The organism is Leptolyngbya sp. 7M, assembly GCF_018128485.1.
In genome coordinates this window covers 6,011,592-6,028,599 of record NZ_CP070897.1, presented here as the reverse complement: position 1 = coordinate 6,028,599, position 17,008 = coordinate 6,011,592, and the positions used below count along the sequence as shown (strand labels likewise).

Sequence of the window (17,008 nt, the reverse complement as noted above, 5' to 3'; positions counted from 1 at the left end):
TGTGTATCGTTCGATAAGGATTCGGTAAGGGTTCGTATTAGTCATTAACGCGATCTGCAACGTTTTCCTAGCAAAATGGCATTTGCCCCGTCAAGATTAGAACAGCCCCGGGCAGGCAACATGCCTGTAGTGGTCTATCGAATTTATTACGGGATTCTTACAAAATTAAATTAAACTGCTCCATGCTCGCCATTTTCGACTATGGTGGGGACTAATTGATGTTGTGATTGGATTCCCCTAGGAAGGTGGTATATGGGTAGCAATGGTCGCAGTCAACTTCTGAGCGATACCCGCATAGATATGCCTGCCAACGTTCGCTCGCAGGTCGTTGCGATATTAAACCAAACGCTGGCTTCCACATTAGATCTGAAAACTCAGGTGAAGCAAGCCCATTGGAATGTCAAAGGCATGGATTTCTACCAGCTCCATGAGCTATTCGATGAGCTAGCAACCGAGTTGGAAGAGTACATCGATATGCTGGCTGAACGGGTAACAGCCTTGGGCGGCGTGGCAATGGGAACCGCTCGCGTTGCAGCCAGCCAGTCTGAATTGCCGGAATATCCGCTTGATATCTTGGACGGCAAAGACCATGTCACTGCCCTGGCAGACCGCTATGCTGCCTACGCCAAATCCCTGCGGGACAATATCGATGCTACCGATGATTTGGGCGATGCCGACACCGCCGACCTCTACACCGAAATTTCGCGCGGCATTGACAAACGACTCTGGTTCCTGGAAGCCCATCTGCACACCTCGATCGAACCCGTGTCGATCAATGGCAGTAGCAAAGGGGCTGCTAAAGCAACCTCTAAGAGTGCTGCCAAAGCGGCAGCCACCGGCAAAACGAGCGCGGTAAAAACGAAGAAAACCAAAGCCAAGTAAGGCGCATCGGTTGAGTAGCACGAAGATTTGATGGTGTTTCCTTTATTTGTGTGGCGCGTGCCGAATGCAGCGACTGAGTTACTGACAGAACAGGAGTTGGAGTTGGGCATTCACGCTGGCGATGCAGAAACCAGCCTGTTGCTGTCGATTTTGCCAGAGCAGGTCAACATGGCGGCAGCTGTGCGCGAATATCCGCAGGGTTTACCCTCCCAGAGTTTACTCAGCATGGAAGGCCAGTTACCCTTTGCTTGGACTACCCGCGATCTGAGCCGCAGCGGGGTACTGGGCGATCCAACCGTAGCCACCAAAGCCAAAGGCGATCAGATTCTGGCTTCTTTAGGAGCGAGTTGGGCACAGGTGATCCGCGATATTTATCAGTTTCAGCAACCCAAGACGTGGAAGTCTGCTCAGGTGTTGCAATGAAAAGTTGTAGTGCAGCTATCCAGTTTGTGAATCCAGTGGAACCTGTTTTGCGTATATCAAAGAGTTAAGCGAGATCGGGTAGCCCGCAGATGATCATGCAAATCCTTTTTAAAATCATGGCAGATGATCATGGATTATCTGTTCCCCGCCCAATCTCGGAGCTGTTCTAGGAAAGCACATGAATCCAGATTCCTCTGCGCTTAGATCCACAGCCGCTTCAATCTCATCCGAATCATCTGACTTGGAATTGCTGACTGCTTTGGCAACAGGGCAAGTGCATGCCCTCGGCATCCTCTATGACCGCTATGCCAAATTGGTCTACAGCCTTGCGTTCAAGATTCTGGAAAACTCTGAAGAGGCGGAGGACGTTACTCAGGACGTGTTTCTGACGCTTTGGCGGCGCAACACCTACAATCCCAGCCGTGGATCGTTAAGTAGCTTCCTCACCATGACCCGCTCTCGCGCCATTGACAAACTGCGGTCTAAAGGTGCTCGACTGCGGGTAATTCAGCGGCTGCAAGGCATTGTCCGCACCGAACCTAGCTCCACTACGCCCCTAGAGCAGGCATCGGTGGGAGAGCGCGCCCAGTTGATTCGTGATGCCCTAGCCCAACTTTCAGAAACCGAACGTCAAGTGCTGGAAATTGCCTACTACGAAGGGCTGAGCCAGTCGGAAATCGCCAAGCGGCTGAACATTCCCCTGGGAACTGTCAAAACCCGCTCTCGGCAAGGATTACTCAAACTTCGACAAACTTTACAAGACTATATCTAACGTCTGTGCTATGACCCGTTCTGCGCGACCCGATAATTGGCAAGACTTAATTGCAGGCTACGCGCTTGGCAACCTCAGTCCAGAGGAAGCTGAGGCGTTGCAGCAGTTGTTGTCCGAGCATCCCGAATTGGCCGAGGAGGTCAATCGCCTTCGTTCGCCATATTTTAGTTTTGAGGTTGGTCCTGAGGTTAGTCCTGAGGTTGGTTCTGAAGCTGATCCTGAGATTGGCAGTTCGCTGGTCGGCACACTAGTCGGTCCATTGGCCGGTACAGAAGTGGATTGAGAATTCATCGGTTATGGATTGAGTCACTATCTAGGGCTAATCATAACCAATTCCGCAGGTCCAAGCTTGGCTACGGAACGAACAACGAACTAAAAAAATCCCCTCTCAGATGTCTGAAAAGGGATGGTAGGACTGACTGAGCTGTCGCTTTAGCGGTCCAATCAGCGTCTAGGTGGTTTCCGGAATGCTGGTTACCTTCAGTCCGGCTTCCTCTTGGGAATAGGTGCCCAGATCAATCGGCATCGGCTCCACATCCCAAATGTCGCGGCAGTATTCGGCAATCGTGCGGTCAGAGGAGAATTTGCCCATCCGAGCCACGTTGAGGATCGACATGCGTGTCCAGTTGTCCTGATCGCGGAAGGCTTCGCTTACCCGTTCCTGGCAGTCTACGTAGGATTGGTAGTCAGCCAGCAGCATGTACTCGTCGCTATGCAGCAGCGAATCCACGATCGACATAAACAGTCCCGGCTCTTTGGGCGAGAAAAACCCAGAGGCCATTTGGTCGATCACCAGCTTCAGCTCTGGATTGGACTGATAGTATTCGGTAGGTTTATAGCCCCGCGCTTTGAGATCCATCACTTCCTGAGCAGTGAGGCCAAACAGGAAGAAGTTCTCAGGTCCCACCTCTTCGCGGATTTCTACATTCGCACCATCCAGCGTGCCAATCGTTAATGCACCGTTGAGCGAGAACTTCATGTTGCCCGTGCCAGAGGCTTCCTTACCCGCCGTAGAAATTTGCTCAGACAGGTCGGCGGCCGGATAGGCAAACTGGCCCAGCGATACCGAATAGTTAGCCAAGAACACCACCTTCAGGCGTCCGGCAACATCTGGATCGTGGTCAACCACCTCGGCCACGGAGTTGATCAGCTTCACCACCATCTTCGCCATGAAGTAGCCTGGAGCCGCCTTGCCGCCGAAAATAAACGTGCGGGGCAGCATGTCCATACTGGGGTTAGCTTTCAGGCGATTGTAGAGGGTGATGACATGCATGGCGCAGAGGAGCTGCCGCTTGTACTCGTGAATCCGCTTGATCTGCACATCAAACAGGGAGTTCACATCCACTTCCAGGTTATTATTGCGCTGGATGTAGGTCGCCAACGTCGTCTTGTTTTCCTGCTTGATCTGCCGCCAGCGGGCACGGAACTGGGGATCATCAACGAACGCCTCGAGTTTGCGCAGCTCGTCCAGGTCTTTGATCATTTGTTGCGTTTCAATAGTGCGGCTCCTGGTACGGTTGCCACGGTTGCAGTCTCGGGTCTGCCGGCTGGTGCAACGCTGGTAGGCATCGATTTCCGTCCGGCAACGGGTCAACTTTATGGTCTGGCTGTTAACGCCCAGACCAATACAGGAACGGTTGTCATTCTGGATCCGCAGTCGGGTGCGGCAACTCCGGTTGGTAGTCCTGGGTCGGTGGCTTTTGTGGATGCGGCGGGCAGTCCAGTGGATCTGCCAGAGACGGGCTATGGTTTCGATTTCAATCCAACCGTCGATCGAATTCGGGTCGTAACGAGTACCGGGTTAAACTTCCGCCTCAATCCGATTACGGGTGCACCGGTGGATGGAGATACGGGATTGGCGGCAGGTAGCGTACCTGGAGTCAATCCAGATGGAGCGGTTCAAGGCGGCACAACCAGCGTTGATGCCACGGCCTACACCAACAGCTTTGCCCAGGCGACTGGAGCCACGGCAACCACTCAATACACCCTAGATGCGGTTAGCGATCGATTGTTTATTCAAAATCCACCCAATAGTGGCACGCAGATTTCACCCCTAGCCGTAACGCTCAATGGTAATCCGCTGGATTTCACGGCGGTGAATGGATTTGATATTCCGGCTGGTGTGCAGGTGTCCGCTTCTAATACACCCGCTTCTGGGCAGGGATTGGCAGGGTTGACCGTGGGCGGCACAACCGGACTCTACAAAATTGATCTGAGTACAGGAGCTGCTACATTGGTGGGAGCAATTGGTGCAGGCACAACCCAGCTGAGTGGTCTAACTGTGGCAGATGCGCCCACTGGCTCGATTGGTTTCAGTGCGCCGACCTATACGGTGTCGGAAGATGGCAAGACGATTGCGATTGAGCTTGTGCGGTCTGGTGGTTCATCCGGTGCCCTCACCGTTGATGTAACTGCAACGGGTGGAACGGCTGACAGCAGCGATTTTAGCGGCCTACCGGCAACGGTTGCCTTTGCTGACGGTCAAACTCGTGCTACTGCTACGCTGAACATTACCGATGATACGTTGGTAGAGAATAATGAAACGGTTCTGCTACAGTTGAGTAATCCGACAGGTCGAGCTGTTTTAGCAGGTCAGAATACGGCTACGCTAACCATTACCGATAATGATGCTGTTCGCACGATTCGAGGCACTTCAGCCGGAGAAAGGCTGCGGGGAACCAATGGCAATGATCTAATTCTAGGATTGGGTGGCGATGATCGGCTGCTGGGCCTCGCGGGTAATGATGGGTTAAATGGTGGACGCGGTAAAGATACGCTGACTGGAGGACTGGGTGCTGATCGCTTTATCTATGAACATTCTGAGGCGATTCACCGCAAATGAGGGTAACAGCATGTTTGTAATTTATGAGCCGGGTGTCGTTACACCCTGGGATTATCTACAAACCGTGCGATTCTATGGCTTCATTACCGATCTTCGGCTCAAGGTTGATATCGAATCGATTGCCGAGAAAGAGCTACCTGATCTGAGCGTGACCCAAAGCCGAACTGAGCGCCTATCGGCTCTGCGAGATATGGAGTGGTCCGGTCCGCGAAAGCAGATAGGGCTGTATTTAGAGACTTCCGGCCATCCTATCACCCATATCGCCTCGATCGCTCTGCTGAATAGATTGCCTTACTATCACGTGAATTTGATGTCTTACTTCACTGACAATGCAGTGGTTCAAATTGCGAATGATGCTAGAATTCTGGCGATGATTGAAGATGTAGGCTTCGGCCTCTTGCAAGGCTCTGATGAGGTAGTCATCTTTGGCTCGGTAAAAGAAGAGGTGACTACCCTTCCTGAGGATGAGCGGCGGATCGAATTTTGTCAGTCCTATAACTTCACAGTAGGCACTCAGTCGCTGCAACTGCTGTCAGCCAATTCCCAGCGGCTACAGGCGACGTTTGTGAACCGCCATTCCTCGGCTCAAGTGTTCCTCAACTATGGCAACACGGCTACGAGTGGCGCTGGGATTTGCCTGTTGCCTAACGGCGGCAGCTATGAGATCAATCGTACTAACCCTTATCAGGGCGTGATTTCTGCCATCAGCTCAGCGGCAGGAGCCACCCTTAGCGTGATGGAGTGTGTCTGATGTTCAGGCTCAACACTTGGTTACAGTCTCCAGCGCCGCTGAGAGCTGATGGTCTTTATCAGTCTGTTTTAGAGCCTGACCTATGGCGCATGAGCGAGTTAGAGCGGCGCTATCTGCGAGAGGCTAGAGCGGTTCAACGACTGCGAACGATCAATCTGTTTCAGCCTAATCTACCTAACTTGCTAGACGCCTAATGACCCTTCGACCAACCAACAATGGCACCGCAATCGAGCAAGTATTGGATCGCTGGCGACCTCGAACCCCTCGCATGCGATTCAACCCGCAAGAGCTGATAGAGGAAGATTTGCCCGATCCAAAAGGGCTGATTCCTGATTACTTGGTTCCGGTCGGGGACACTGGCTTTTACGTCACTCCGATGGAACCCGCCGATCCTACTGATTGCGAGCGCTATCCCGCCTCTCCCTGGTGTGGTGGGCCGGGAATCAGAGCTGATGATGTTGTCGAAAAGCTTCCTTTCGCCTACAATCCTGAATTTCAACGCAATTCTTGCGAGGCGTGTATCATCCTCAATCCCTCGCTGTTTTGGATAATTCTCCAATATTGTTCCGGTTGTAAATCGGGTCGGTCCCAAGTTAATCAACCTAATTTTCAGGCGCACATCTAGATTCCCAACTAAGCTAGATCTGGAAAATTTAAGTCAATTTCAACAAAACGGAACCGCTGAACCGGCACCTAAGCATCCGTTGCAAATTTTTCTAGTGCCAAATCCACAGGTGCAATTTCCAGAAAGCCCGCCTCGTGACTTCAGACAGGATCTTGCCACGATTCCGGCTGGAACAACGCTGTTTTCCGTTTACGGAATTGCCGCTGAGAAGCTGGATCAAGACAGTAGTAATCTCCAACACCGGCAGCAAGCTCAGCTGATCGGACAGATTACAACCACTTCAGAATTTGTCGCTTCAGCCTACGGCGATAGCCGTCTTTTTTTCAGACATCAACGCTTCAAGAATCAGTAATCAATTCAGCCATTCAATTCAGCCATTCAATTCAGTCATTCAATTCAGTCATTCAATTCAGTCATTCAATTCAGTCATTCAATTCAGTCATTGATACAGCAATTAATACAGCGATATTTCATTTCAGACTACTAATCAACCCACCCACCTGACGCAATTGAGGTTTATGCCATGACCCTAACCGTTGATGATCTGACCAAAATGTCCCAGGCTGAGCTGGATGATCTCTACTGCCAGAGTCCAGTCGGCACGATACCCGATGGCAACAGTCAGGGAACGGCCTTGATTTGGCCTGGTTCTTGGCTGAGCCGAATTTTGGTTCCCCTGATCAAATTACTAGCATGGCAGGGGAAGGTGTTTCATCGCGAGCAGCGGTTTTTGCTGAATAAAGTTTCCCCGCTGCGGCTGCGCCTAGTGAAAGCAGAAATCTATCCAGGTAAAAGCTGGATTGATGACGGAGAAACTACCGTTTTGGATTACTCAAAAACCTCGTTTGTGGCGCAAAAAATTCGTGATGAAATCCGAGAAGTAGCCCCCAACCTCTATCTGGGTCAAGCTTACTGGGGCAAAACACGAGTGCTCAATTTCATTCTCAAGTTCTAGTCCTACTTCCCCATCGGTACAGGTGTATGACTCACCAAGAAACCTTCACCGTGATTGCCCCCATCAAGCCCGATCAGTTAGATGACCTGAGAGCCGTGCTTGAGACGATCCAGCGCAACGTCAGGCACAACGATCTGATTCCCTTTGCCCGATTCCCCCAGGTACATTTTGCCCGGTTTATCATCCTGGAAGCGGTGATTGATCCACTGCGTAACACGACAATTCCTGCCAGTTTGGCCTTTTCAAGCTGCATTGATGCGCCGCTAAAGGACTATCTGCAATCGCTGGTGAAGATGGCCGCAGCTCTTTCTTCGGCGAGGGACGCTTGAAGTTTGGATATTTCTGCTGCATTTCTGTCGATGTTTGCGGTGTTTCTGTCGATGTTTGCAGTGTTTCTATCAATGTTTGCAGTGTTCTCTGCAATCGCAGCAGCAGTGGCTGCAACGAGGGTTTCAATCCGATCGAGTCGTTCAGTCATAGTTGGTGAGTGCAAAGGAATCAGCAGGTATTTAGATTATGCCCTCAGCAGAATAGAATGCTGGCTTTCTGTAAGGTATGTCTACCAACTTGAAACTCAGATCAGTTAAGCAATTGCCGCTTCTGGCAGTCCGCCTTTCATGCGGTTGAGGTAGTCGAGCAAATTCTCTAGCTGAAGGTCGGCTTTGAGCACGCCCAATCCGCGCACCGTTACCTTACCGGGTGTATAGATAAAGCGGGTTTGCAGATGCCCTGGCAGGTTTTCTTTTAGTAAATTCCAGGCTGGTTCCTCCATTGGTGTTTCCAGGACAATATGCTGTTTGCCTTCGGGCTTGATGCGGCTGAATCCCAGCGATTTGGCGAGCTGCTTTAGTTCCATTACCCGCAAAAGTTGGCTCGCAGCAGGCGGCATTGCTCCGTAGCGGTCGTTCCAGTCGGCAGCAATTTCCGCCAGTTCCCGTTTGGTTTGGGCCGAAGCCACGGCTCGATAGGCGCTCATCTTTTGGTCTAGATCCGGGATGTAGTCGGCGGGGATAAAGGCTGTCAGGTTGAGATCGATTTGAGTGTCATCGACTTGCGGAATCTCCTGACCGCGAATCTCCTTGATTGCCTCCTCCAGCATTTCCATATACAGATCAAAGCCAATTGCGTCCATCTGGCCTGATTGTTCTGCACCCAGCAAATTGCCGACGCCGCGGATTTCCATATCGCGCACGGCCAACTGATAGCCAGAGCCGAGCTGGGTAAACTCCTGAATCGCCCGCAGCCGCTGACGGGCATTATCGGTGAGTTGGCTTTGCTTCGGGTAAAACAGCCAGGCATGAGCTTGAATTCCGGCTCGCCCGACTCGACCGCGCAACTGATAAAGCTGAGCCAAGCCGAACTTCTGAGCATCCTCGATCAGGATAGTGTTAACTCGCGGAATGTCCAACCCTGACTCGATGATCGTGGTACAGACCAGAATATCTGCCTCGCCGTTGCTGAAGGTGAGCATTGTCGCTTCGAGTTCGCCTTCCATCATTTGGCCGTGGGCAATCGCAATCCTGGCTCCCGGAATCATTTCCCGTAGGCGAGCCGAAACTTCCTCGATGCCTTCGACTCTAGGCACCACATAAAACACCTGCCCGCCCCGATCCAGCTCTTGCCGAATTGCCGTATTCCAATCTCCTTTCTGTTTCTTTAGGCCGGCAAAAAGTATGTCATGAACAAGCGTTGATTTTCCCGATCCGGAAACGCCGGTGATGCATACCATCATCTCAAGTGGTATCTCGACGGAAATATTCTTCAGGTTATGTTCTCGAGCGCCAACGATCTTTATCTTTTCTTTTCCTGGCTTCCGGCGTTTCTGCGGAACTTTGATCTCCGCTTCATCGCGAAGGTACCGTGCAGTAAGCGACGTTTTGTCTTTTAGCAGCCCATCATAAGTTCCTTCAAAGATGACCTCACCTCCGAGTTCCCCAGCAAATGGCCCGATGTCGATAATGTGGTCTGCAGATCGAATGGTCTCTTCATCGTGTTCAACGACTATCAGTGTGTTGCCGATATCGCGCAGATCTTCGAGAATTTTTATCAGACGGGCATTGTCGCGCGGATGGAGGCCGATACTCGGTTCATCCAAAACATAGAGTGTGCCAACCAGCAGGGAACCGAGGTTGGTCGCAAGCTGTATGCGCTGTGCCTCACCGCCGGAAAGCGTTGATGCCAGTCGGTTTAATGTTAGGTATTCGAGCCCTACTTCTACTAGAAATTTTAGGCGCCGGCGGATCTCAAGAAGCAGTTTTTCCGCTATCTTTGCTCGCTCCTGCGAAAATTCCAGTTCATCGAAGAAACGTGCGGCATCGCTGATCGAAAGCTCAAGCAGCTCAGGAAGTGATCTGCCTCCGATCTTCACGTCGCGGGCTTCCTGTCTTAGGCGTCCGCCGCCGCAATCAGGGCAGCGCGTGTATCCTCGGTATTTTGCGAGGAATACGCGAACATGGAGTTTATATTTCTTTGTTTCAAGCCACTCGAAAAATCCTTTTATGCCGCGCCAGCCCTCATCTCCGTAGATGATGCAATTCTGCTGATGATCATCCAGATCAGCGAACGGTTTCTTGATGTCAATGCCCGCAGATGCCGCATACTTCAATAATTCTTTCTGGGCCCAGGCGTGCTGCGGTCTGGTGAAAGGATCAACGGCGCCGTCTTTCAAAGAGAGCAAAGGGTTGGGGACGACGAGCCCGTAATCTACGCCGATAGTATTACCAAAACCTTGACAGGTTGGACACGCACCGAAAGGAGAATTGAAGCTGAAAAGATTTGGTTCCGGCGTTTCATAGCGAGTATTGTCATATTTACAAACGTAACGATCAGAAAATTTCAACCTCGCATCATTGTCTGCAGTAATTATCTCCGCAGAGTGAGACTCGCGGAAACATAGTTCAAGGGAATCCACCAGTCGTTGGCTTATGTTTGCCGATGCTTTTAGTCGATCGACCAGGACAAAGGTTTCATCCAGCAAGTGGTTACGGCGGGCTGCTTCGTCCCGAGTTGGGGGTGCTCCGTTTTTCCAGCGGTATTTGAAATCCATAATGACCAATTCGATCGCTGCGATCGCCCATAAGTTTAATGCGCCCATCCTAGATCGGAATGGCTGGCCTTTCCTCTGCCTCACGGATTACATTGGTTTTAGGGAAACGGGTGAATGACTGCCGAATGTGCTACTCAAAATCGACAGCTGATCAGCCCCAATGTTTGTGAAGCAAAAACTGTCAAAAGGCGTTGCTGTCACCCGATTGGGCCGGAGATTGGCCTAACACATACTGTTCTATGTCATCCAAAACTGCATGAGCTGCCAAAACTCCAGGGGTATACCAGTGAATATTACTGACTCTATAAATTTGCTGATTTTTTACAGCCTTGAGCTGGCTCCAGAGCGGACTGGCAAGCAGTTGGTCAACTTGTTCGGGTTCGTTGTAATCGAGTAGAAACATAATGTCGCCATCGGCATGAGCCGCTAATTCTATGCTCACGTTTTGAGACAGGTCGTCGAACTGTTGAGTTACAGGGCGCTGTAAGCCCAATTCCTCTAAAAGGCTGCCGCCAAAGGATCGTTTGCCAAAAATGGTGTAGATACTACGGTCTTCTGTCCAGTAGAAAATAACGGATATTTCTGGTTGCTTATGATTTTCGCTTAAAGATTTGCGCAAGTGACCCAGTCGCTGCTCTAAGTCGTCTAGAACCTGTTCGCCCTTGTCTGATTGACCCATTGCTACTGCAATCTCCCGAAAAGTGGCTCGCCAGTTTGGTTTGCCAATAGGATTCTCGTAGACAAATGTGGGTGCGATCTGCGATAGCTGATCGTAGATTGGCTCGACATAATTACGTTGACCTAAAATTAGATCAGGATTTAACTGTAAAATTTGTTCCAAATTAGACTGCGGCCAAGCTGGAATTGCTTGAATCCCATCTGCTTTGTCTTTGAAATGGGAAAAAAATCCATGAACAGCGTGATAACTGGGATCAACGCCTGCAGCCATTGGTCTAATTCCCAAAGCAAGCAGCGTGTCTAAATCGGTCGTTCCAGACAGAGCCAGAATTCGCTGCGGATGAATCGGAATTGCCGTTTCTCCTAAAACATGCTGAACGACGCGAAATTCAGCCGAGGGTGCTGCATCGATAGATTTTTGGGATGATATTGGTGAAGAACCAAGACTACATGCTGAAACTAGGACTATCGTCAAAATGAACAATAAACATTGCTTGACCCAACTCTGGCGACTGTGAGACCAGCAATTGGGCCATGTCCTAATTTCAGTTTTGAAACAAGCCAAACAGCGTTTCATCTGGCGCAGGATTCGGTAGAGTTGGAGCGGGGGCTGGGCCACCCATACCCAAATTGCGACGCGAGCTAGCAATCAGCGTTTCGATCGGCTGGTCGTAGGTGAGGTAAATATGGCCCACAGGCCGACCGTTAAAGGCGCGACGGGTCAGCCGCCAGCCGGGATTCAGGACAATTCGGCTAAAGCCATTTGGCATCCCGTAGGTGCGGCCAATCTCAATCAACGTATCCCGATCGGCATTGGCATCGGCCACCAGCACCAGGTCATTACCGTCTGGAACGATGCGCAGGCTATAGTGCAACGCCTGATCCTGCCCAGCGGTGCGGACCGAGAAGCCATTGCTGTCCACAATCCGATTGCAAATCCCGGTAAAGTCAAAGCTGAGCAGCAGCGGTTCGACCTGAGACGGGTTACTGCCCGTTTCGCTCCAGCAGGGATGTTTATCGTTCAGTTGCTCCAAAATCAGCAGCTTGTAGCCAATTTCTCCGCCCGGCGCAGCCACCACGATGAAGCGATCTTGATCCACTTCTTGCTGCTCAAATTGGGCTGCCATTGCCGCCGGACTGACACTGCCAAGCCCCAAAATTGCCAGAACTGCCAAACGCTGCCAAAACGCCATGCTCATGGTTGTACCTAGTGGAAAATGTGAGTCAACAAGCAAAGAACATCAAACCGGAAACCTAGCCAAGGTTTTTTACAGAAACTCTTGCCCAAAATTGAAGTCATTGCAACGGTGAAGGACTAGGCTAGGATACCCTGAAAAGTCCGTATTGCCTTAACTGTTACGCCCCTACTCGCTAGTCAGCTTTTCTCTAAAGACGGCTGAGTCGAACTGAAGAGTTCCAATTGTCTGTAGGTTTTCTTCAGCTATGTAGTTAAGCACAGGCGTTTCCATCGGACAAGGGTCCTGAGGAGGATTCCCTTCTGGAAATTAACCTATTTCAGCGAAAAACTCCTTGTTTTGTATCCATTGCTGCCTTGCTGATTTTTGCCAAACCTTTACTTTTCTAAAATCAGAACTGTAGTCCCAAACTGTAGTCCCAAACTGTAGCCCAATCCAGCCTAGTGTCTGCTGGAAAGCCATCTAAAATAAATCAAATTCCCCAAAACAGAGGCGAAATGCAACCTAAATTTACGCTGCCCTTCGTGTTGTTGAGCGTACTGGCCGCAATTGGATTCACCGTGCAGTGGGTTCACGGCCAAAATCGAGTCCATCAGCTCGTGATTGCCACGGGCAGCAAGGAGGGAGAGTACTATGCGTTTGCCGAAGCCTTGGCCACGGTAGTCAGCCGCCACCATCCCAAAATCAAGATTACGGTCAAGGAAACCGCTGGAGCAAGCTAACGCCCGAAGCAGATCACTATCGTGTCAATGGCATCAAGTCCTTTGGCACAGGCGTGATAGAAGCAGACTACCGCGTCTTTTCTGCCGTGCAGGAAGGCATCGAACTACCGCCAATTTTTGTGATTCCCAGCGATCGAGAAGGCTTGGTTTACAACGATGATTGGGATAACATTGGGCAACGACGTACCGCTAGCGGCAGTTTTACGTTTAGCAACGTCTATGTGGCAGCAGATGAAGTTCTGGGACCACCTCCTGATCCAGACGGTGCTTTTGCCACATTTCTGGGCATCGTAGCTCAGTTGACCAAAACCTACGTCTATTTAGGCATTGCTGAAGGGGCGCTAGAAGCGGCTAAGCATTACACCACAACCCAAACTCGGCCCTGGATTACATCTGGCGTCGATAGTGCGACCAAGGATCCTTACATTCTTCACCACTACGGTGAATTTTGGATCGAGCTGCAAGCTGCGATTTCACTGGCGGACCAAACGGCTGAGAAAGTGACGGTAGCGTGGGAAAAGAAGGAGTCGCTGACGCATCAAGAGCGGGGTGAAGTAGCAGTTTCCGTTTCTGCGGCTAAGGCACTTGCCACCAAAGCAGGGTTAAACATCGCTAACCGAATTTTTGAAGTCACCGGAACTCGCTCAACCGCAACTCGCTATGGCCTTGATCGCTACTGGCGCGATTTGCGCACCTTTACTCTGCATGATCCGGTAGATTACAAACTGCGCGATATTGGTAATTGGTTGCTGAATCATGAGTTGCCAACAATAACTCAGTATTCATAACTAACTCTGGAATATTGCTGAGTAATTCAACTGGACTCAGTACTACATGAACAAGAGTACCTTATCTGGATTGTCTGTCTCAAGGAGAAGCCACCATGACTGCCCAACCAACTCAAGTTTTAGAGCATACCGGTTCCTGGTTAGAAGTGCCTGATGAAGCCAGTCTGCCTGCTGACGTAAGAGCAATTTTTCAGGCTCAGCGAGAGCGCTACGGCTTTGTTCATCCTTATTTTGTTGGCTATTCGCTCAATTCGGATCACCTACTGCGCTGGTTCAATTACTATGATGCGTTGCAGCATGGGCAAGGCGAACTGTCGCATCGAGAGCGAGAAATCATTGCCGTAGTGGTGTCAGCCGCTAATCGGTGTGAATCCTGCGTGATTACCCATCAGGCTCAGTTGCGTGAGGTCACTGCCGATCCTGAGTTTGCAGCAGCGGTAGCAGGGAATTACTGGACAGCTCCTCTAAACGACCGGGAACGAGCTTTGGCTGATTTTGCGGTCAAAATTACTCGCCTAGATCAAGAGCTTTCCCCATCGCAAGGAACCAACCGGACTTTCCAAACCTGTGAACGCAAACTTGCTGAGAGCCATCTTGTCTGTGCCAGTCACAAAGTCGGTAATAGTATCGAAATTTGCGCTGCCCCAGGGAGTAGACTCTCCACCTTCGAACTTAAATTGATCGCTTCCACCCCCCCCCGTTAGAGTATCGTTTCCCAAATCGCCGCCCGCTAGCGAATCGTTGCCATTGCCGCCGTTCAGGATATCATTGCCGTTGCCGCCACCACCATCAAGGATGGTGTCATCTCCCTCACCGCCATCCATTGTGTCATTGCCTTCGGCTCCTACCATGAAGTCATTGCCGCCGCCGCCTTTCAGCTTGTCATCACCCTGATTGCCGATCATGATGTCGCGGCTATCGCCTCCGTCCATGAAATCATTGCCCTCACCGCCACCGAGTAAGTCACGCTGTGCTCCTCCCAGCAAGGTATCATTACCCCCTTGTCCAGAGAGACGATTCGTAATGGTTTTCATTCCTCTGATGCTATTATTGAGTTCATTGCCAATTCCCTCAATCGAGTCACCCACTCCACCTTCCAGAATTAGGTTTTCAACATTGTCACCCAATGTCCAATCTAAAGAACTTTTGACAGTATCAACACCTGCATTTGCCATTTCATAAACGGTATCATTTGCGCTATCTACAACGTAGGTATCATCTCCTGTTCTACCTACCAGCGTGTCATCGCCACGTCCGCCGTTGAGTAAGTCATTGCCATCATCGCCATAGAGGGTGTCAATCCCATCGCCTCCTTCCAGACGGTCGTTGCCTGTTCCACCTTCCAAAACGTCATTGCCTGCACCCGCAAAGATGCTGTCATTACCGTCTTCGCCCATAAAGCTATCGTCACCATCGCCATCGTTGTCGTTCAATACATCATCACCATTGCCACCATTTAATACGTCATTGCCACTTCTGCCCAGCAGCACATCTTTACCGTCGCCGCCCAGCAGATAATCGTTTCCGGCTCCCCCATCTAGCCGATCATCGCCAATGTTGCCCAGCAGTTTGTCATTACCTTCTAGACCTTGAACCTGATCGTTGCCAGCTAGGGCATCGATGATGTCATCTCCGACTGTACCCAAAATTATGTCGTCTCCGAGGGTTGGTGTAGTTGCCATGTTGGTCTCTCCTTGAAAAGATTGTTAGATTTACGTGAGCTAGAAGTGAACTAAATTGGGGCGTGAACTATTTTTGGGAATAGTGAGATGCCCCGATAAGACAGGGATGTTCCTGTGATGCGCCCTTCAGAATGAATAGTTAAGTAACCTAACGGGTACAGCGCGTTCTATTCGTATTGCATTTCACGATTTAAAAAAAGTCAGACCAGGAATACACCATGAACAACGATAACCTGATTGAATTCAAAACACCAGAAACAGCAGAAACGTTTACAGATGCGCTGACAACGTTAGTGCGACAAGGGGCACGACAAATCATTGCCCAAGCGGTAGAGGCAGAGTTAGTGGAGTTTCTAGGGCAATACCAGGATCTCAAAGATGATCAGGGGCGACAGGCAGTGGTACGCAACGGCTATCTGCCAGAACGGACTATCACCACCGGGGTGGGCGAAGTAGAAATCCAATTGCCCAAAGTGCGAGACCGCACCCAGCAAGGCATCAAGTTCAACTCATCCCTCCTGCCACCCTACCTCAAACGTGCTCGCAGTGTTGAAGAGATGCTGCCGTGGCTGTATCTCAAGGGCATTTCGACTGGCGATTTTGCCGAAGCCCTCAGCGCCCTGCTAGGGGAGCAAGCCGTTGGTCTGTCTTCGAGTACGATTAGTCGTCTCAAAGCCAAGTGGCAGCAGGAACATCAAGACTGGCAGCAGCGCTCGCTGCAATCAAAGCGCTATGTCTATGTTTGGGCAGATGGAGTCTACTTCAACCTGCGGAACGGTGAAGATGACCGTCAATGCATCTTGGTTTTGATTGGTGTGACTGATAGCGGAGACAAAGAACTGCTGGGCATGGAAGCTGGATTTCGTGAATCGGAGTTGACCTGGAAAACGCTGTTGCTGCGGTTGGTAGACCAGGGGTTAAACACAGCACCAGAACTCGCCATTGGGGATGGTGCATTGGGATTCTGGAAAGCCTTGCCACAAGTATTTCCCTCCACTCGCATTCAACGCTGTTGGGTACATAAAACGGCAAACGTCCTCAACACCCTACCCAAAAGCCAGCAACCACAAGCCAAGTTTGCCCTCCAGGAAATCTACACCGCAGCGACTAAAGCCGAAGCGAACAAAGCATTTGAGCGGTTTGTCAAAACCTATGAACTCAAGTATCCTAAAGCCGTGGAATGCCTCACCAAAGACCGTGCTGCTTTACTCGCGTTCTATGAATTTCCGGCTGAACACTGGGCGCATATTCGCACTACCAACCCCATTGAATCCACTTTTGCCACCGTGCGCTTGAGAACCGATAAAACCAGAGGTTGCGTGTCTGCCACCAGCATTCTTTCCTTAGTGTTCAAACTCGTGCAGAGTGCTCAAAAACGCTGGTTGAAGATACGTGGATTTAAGCGATTAGCTCAGGTGATTGAAGGGGTCAAATTTCAAGATGGCATCGCTGTTGTGAAGCCAGACCTATCAACGAGCAAGAACGCTGCTTAATTCTCTGCCATACACCACATTTGACAATAACCCTCACTCGGGCTGCTTTGTGCGGTGATCGCTTCATTGGGATTGCTCGGATCAGAGCTTTGGGTCGAAGTTGCATTTGTACAAGCCGTGAAGCCAAGGGATGCCAAAGGAATAATTCCCAGC

The 17,008-nt window shown here is 50.7% G+C and carries 19 protein-coding genes and 1 pseudogene; 15 read left to right on the top strand and 5 right to left on the bottom strand.

Translation table 11 applies throughout. The annotated features are described in order from the left end of the window. Nucleotides 1-252: 252 nt before the first annotated feature. From dps to JVX88_RS32000, 4 genes are all read left to right on the top strand, one after another. Nucleotides 253-882, top strand: a complete 630-nt coding sequence (gene dps, locus JVX88_RS32015) for a DNA starvation/stationary phase protection protein Dps (protein ID WP_211622439.1) — start codon at nt 253-255, stop codon at nt 880-882. Nucleotides 883-912: 30 nt separating this feature from the next. Continuing rightward, complete coding sequence (locus JVX88_RS32010) at nt 913-1,305, top strand: creatininase family protein (protein WP_211622437.1); 393 nt, start codon at nt 913-915, stop codon at nt 1,303-1,305. 178 nt (nt 1,306-1,483) lie between these two features. After that, nucleotides 1,484-2,077 (top strand): sigma-70 family RNA polymerase sigma factor, encoded by a 594-nt coding sequence (locus JVX88_RS32005; protein WP_211622435.1) that lies wholly within the window; start codon nt 1,484-1,486, stop codon nt 2,075-2,077. A 10-nt stretch (nt 2,078-2,087) separates the two neighbouring features. Continuing rightward, nucleotides 2,088-2,360 (top strand): hypothetical protein, encoded by a 273-nt coding sequence (locus JVX88_RS32000; RefSeq protein WP_211622433.1) that lies wholly within the window; start codon nt 2,088-2,090, stop codon nt 2,358-2,360. Nucleotides 2,361-2,528: 168 nt separating this feature from the next. On the opposite strand, the gene JVX88_RS31995 is transcribed toward JVX88_RS32000, so the two are convergent. After that, nucleotides 2,529-3,560, bottom strand: coding sequence for a glycogen/starch/alpha-glucan phosphorylase (locus tag JVX88_RS31995; protein WP_211622431.1), 1,032 nt, complete (start codon nt 3,558-3,560; stop codon nt 2,529-2,531). Here JVX88_RS31995 and JVX88_RS31990 point away from each other — a divergent pair, their 5' ends adjacent. The 7 genes from JVX88_RS31990 to JVX88_RS31960 all read left to right on the top strand — a co-directional run bounded on the left by JVX88_RS31990 (nt 3,561) and on the right by JVX88_RS31960 (nt 7,579). Beyond that, complete coding sequence (locus JVX88_RS31990; protein ID WP_225931244.1) at nt 3,561-4,919, top strand: DUF4394 domain-containing protein; 1,359 nt, start codon at nt 3,561-3,563, stop codon at nt 4,917-4,919. A gap of 10 nt (nt 4,920-4,929) precedes the next feature. Continuing rightward, nucleotides 4,930-5,670: a hypothetical protein gene (locus JVX88_RS31985; RefSeq protein ID WP_211622427.1), complete on the top strand. Its 741-nt coding sequence runs from the start codon at nt 4,930-4,932 to the stop codon at nt 5,668-5,670. Next, the gene (locus JVX88_RS31980; RefSeq protein ID WP_211622426.1) at nt 5,670-5,864 is read left to right on the top strand and encodes a hypothetical protein; all 195 of its coding nucleotides are present in this window, start codon (nt 5,670-5,672) and stop codon (nt 5,862-5,864) included. The genes JVX88_RS31985 and JVX88_RS31980 overlap by 1 nt, the downstream gene beginning before the upstream one ends. Continuing rightward, complete coding sequence (locus JVX88_RS31975; RefSeq protein WP_211622425.1) at nt 5,864-6,295, top strand: hypothetical protein; 432 nt, start codon at nt 5,864-5,866, stop codon at nt 6,293-6,295. The genes JVX88_RS31980 and JVX88_RS31975 overlap by 1 nt, the downstream gene beginning before the upstream one ends. A 79-nt stretch (nt 6,296-6,374) precedes the next feature. Next, nucleotides 6,375-6,647, top strand: a complete 273-nt coding sequence (locus JVX88_RS31970) for a hypothetical protein (protein ID WP_211622424.1) — start codon at nt 6,375-6,377, stop codon at nt 6,645-6,647. Nucleotides 6,648-6,818: 171 nt separating this feature from the next. Continuing rightward, entirely contained in the window at nt 6,819-7,250 is a 432-nt protein-coding gene (locus tag JVX88_RS31965; RefSeq protein ID WP_211622423.1) for a hypothetical protein, read from the top strand. 26 nt (nt 7,251-7,276) lie between these two features. Then, the gene (locus JVX88_RS31960) at nt 7,277-7,579 is read left to right on the top strand and encodes a hypothetical protein (RefSeq protein WP_211622422.1); all 303 of its coding nucleotides are present in this window, start codon (nt 7,277-7,279) and stop codon (nt 7,577-7,579) included. Nucleotides 7,580-7,833: 254 nt separating this feature from the next. Here JVX88_RS31960 and JVX88_RS43470 read toward each other — a convergent pair whose 3' ends face one another. The 3 genes from JVX88_RS43470 to JVX88_RS31945 form a co-directional block, all read right to left on the bottom strand. Beyond that, nucleotides 7,834-10,344, bottom strand: coding sequence for a TRCF domain-containing protein (locus JVX88_RS43470; protein WP_211622421.1), 2,511 nt, complete (start codon nt 10,342-10,344; stop codon nt 7,834-7,836). 133 nt (nt 10,345-10,477) lie between these two features. Then, nucleotides 10,478-11,449: an iron-siderophore ABC transporter substrate-binding protein gene (locus JVX88_RS31950; RefSeq protein ID WP_211622420.1), complete on the bottom strand. Its 972-nt coding sequence runs from the start codon at nt 11,447-11,449 to the stop codon at nt 10,478-10,480. A gap of 70 nt (nt 11,450-11,519) precedes the next feature. Then, nucleotides 11,520-12,173 (bottom strand): DUF3747 domain-containing protein, encoded by a 654-nt coding sequence (locus JVX88_RS31945; RefSeq protein ID WP_211622419.1) that lies wholly within the window; start codon nt 12,171-12,173, stop codon nt 11,520-11,522. Between the two features lie 494 nt (nt 12,174-12,667). Here JVX88_RS31945 and JVX88_RS31940 point away from each other — a divergent pair, with 494 nt between their 5' ends. The 3 genes and pseudogenes from JVX88_RS31940 to JVX88_RS44610 all read left to right on the top strand — a co-directional run. After that, a complete protein-coding gene (locus JVX88_RS31940; protein WP_211622418.1) occupies nt 12,668-12,892 on the top strand; it encodes a hypothetical protein in 225 nt (74 codons plus the stop codon). Nucleotides 12,893-12,945: 53 nt separating this feature from the next. Then, the gene (locus JVX88_RS31935) at nt 12,946-13,680 is read left to right on the top strand and encodes an acyl-CoA dehydrogenase family protein (protein WP_211622417.1); all 735 of its coding nucleotides are present in this window, start codon (nt 12,946-12,948) and stop codon (nt 13,678-13,680) included. 95 nt (nt 13,681-13,775) lie between these two features. Then, nucleotides 13,776-14,153 (top strand): annotated as a pseudogene (locus JVX88_RS44610) (peroxidase-related enzyme); the annotation flags it as partial. Between the two features lie 42 nt (nt 14,154-14,195). Here the strand turns inward: JVX88_RS44610 and JVX88_RS31930 are convergent. Further along, nucleotides 14,196-15,362, bottom strand: coding sequence for a calcium-binding protein (locus tag JVX88_RS31930; protein WP_211622416.1), 1,167 nt, complete (start codon nt 15,360-15,362; stop codon nt 14,196-14,198). Between the two features lie 218 nt (nt 15,363-15,580). Here JVX88_RS31930 and JVX88_RS31925 point away from each other — a divergent pair, with 218 nt between their 5' ends. Beyond that, on the top strand, nt 15,581-16,855 hold the full coding sequence (locus tag JVX88_RS31925) for an IS256 family transposase (RefSeq protein ID WP_211622415.1): 1,275 nt from the start codon (nt 15,581-15,583) through the stop codon (nt 16,853-16,855). Nucleotides 16,856-17,008: the final 153 nt, after the last annotated feature.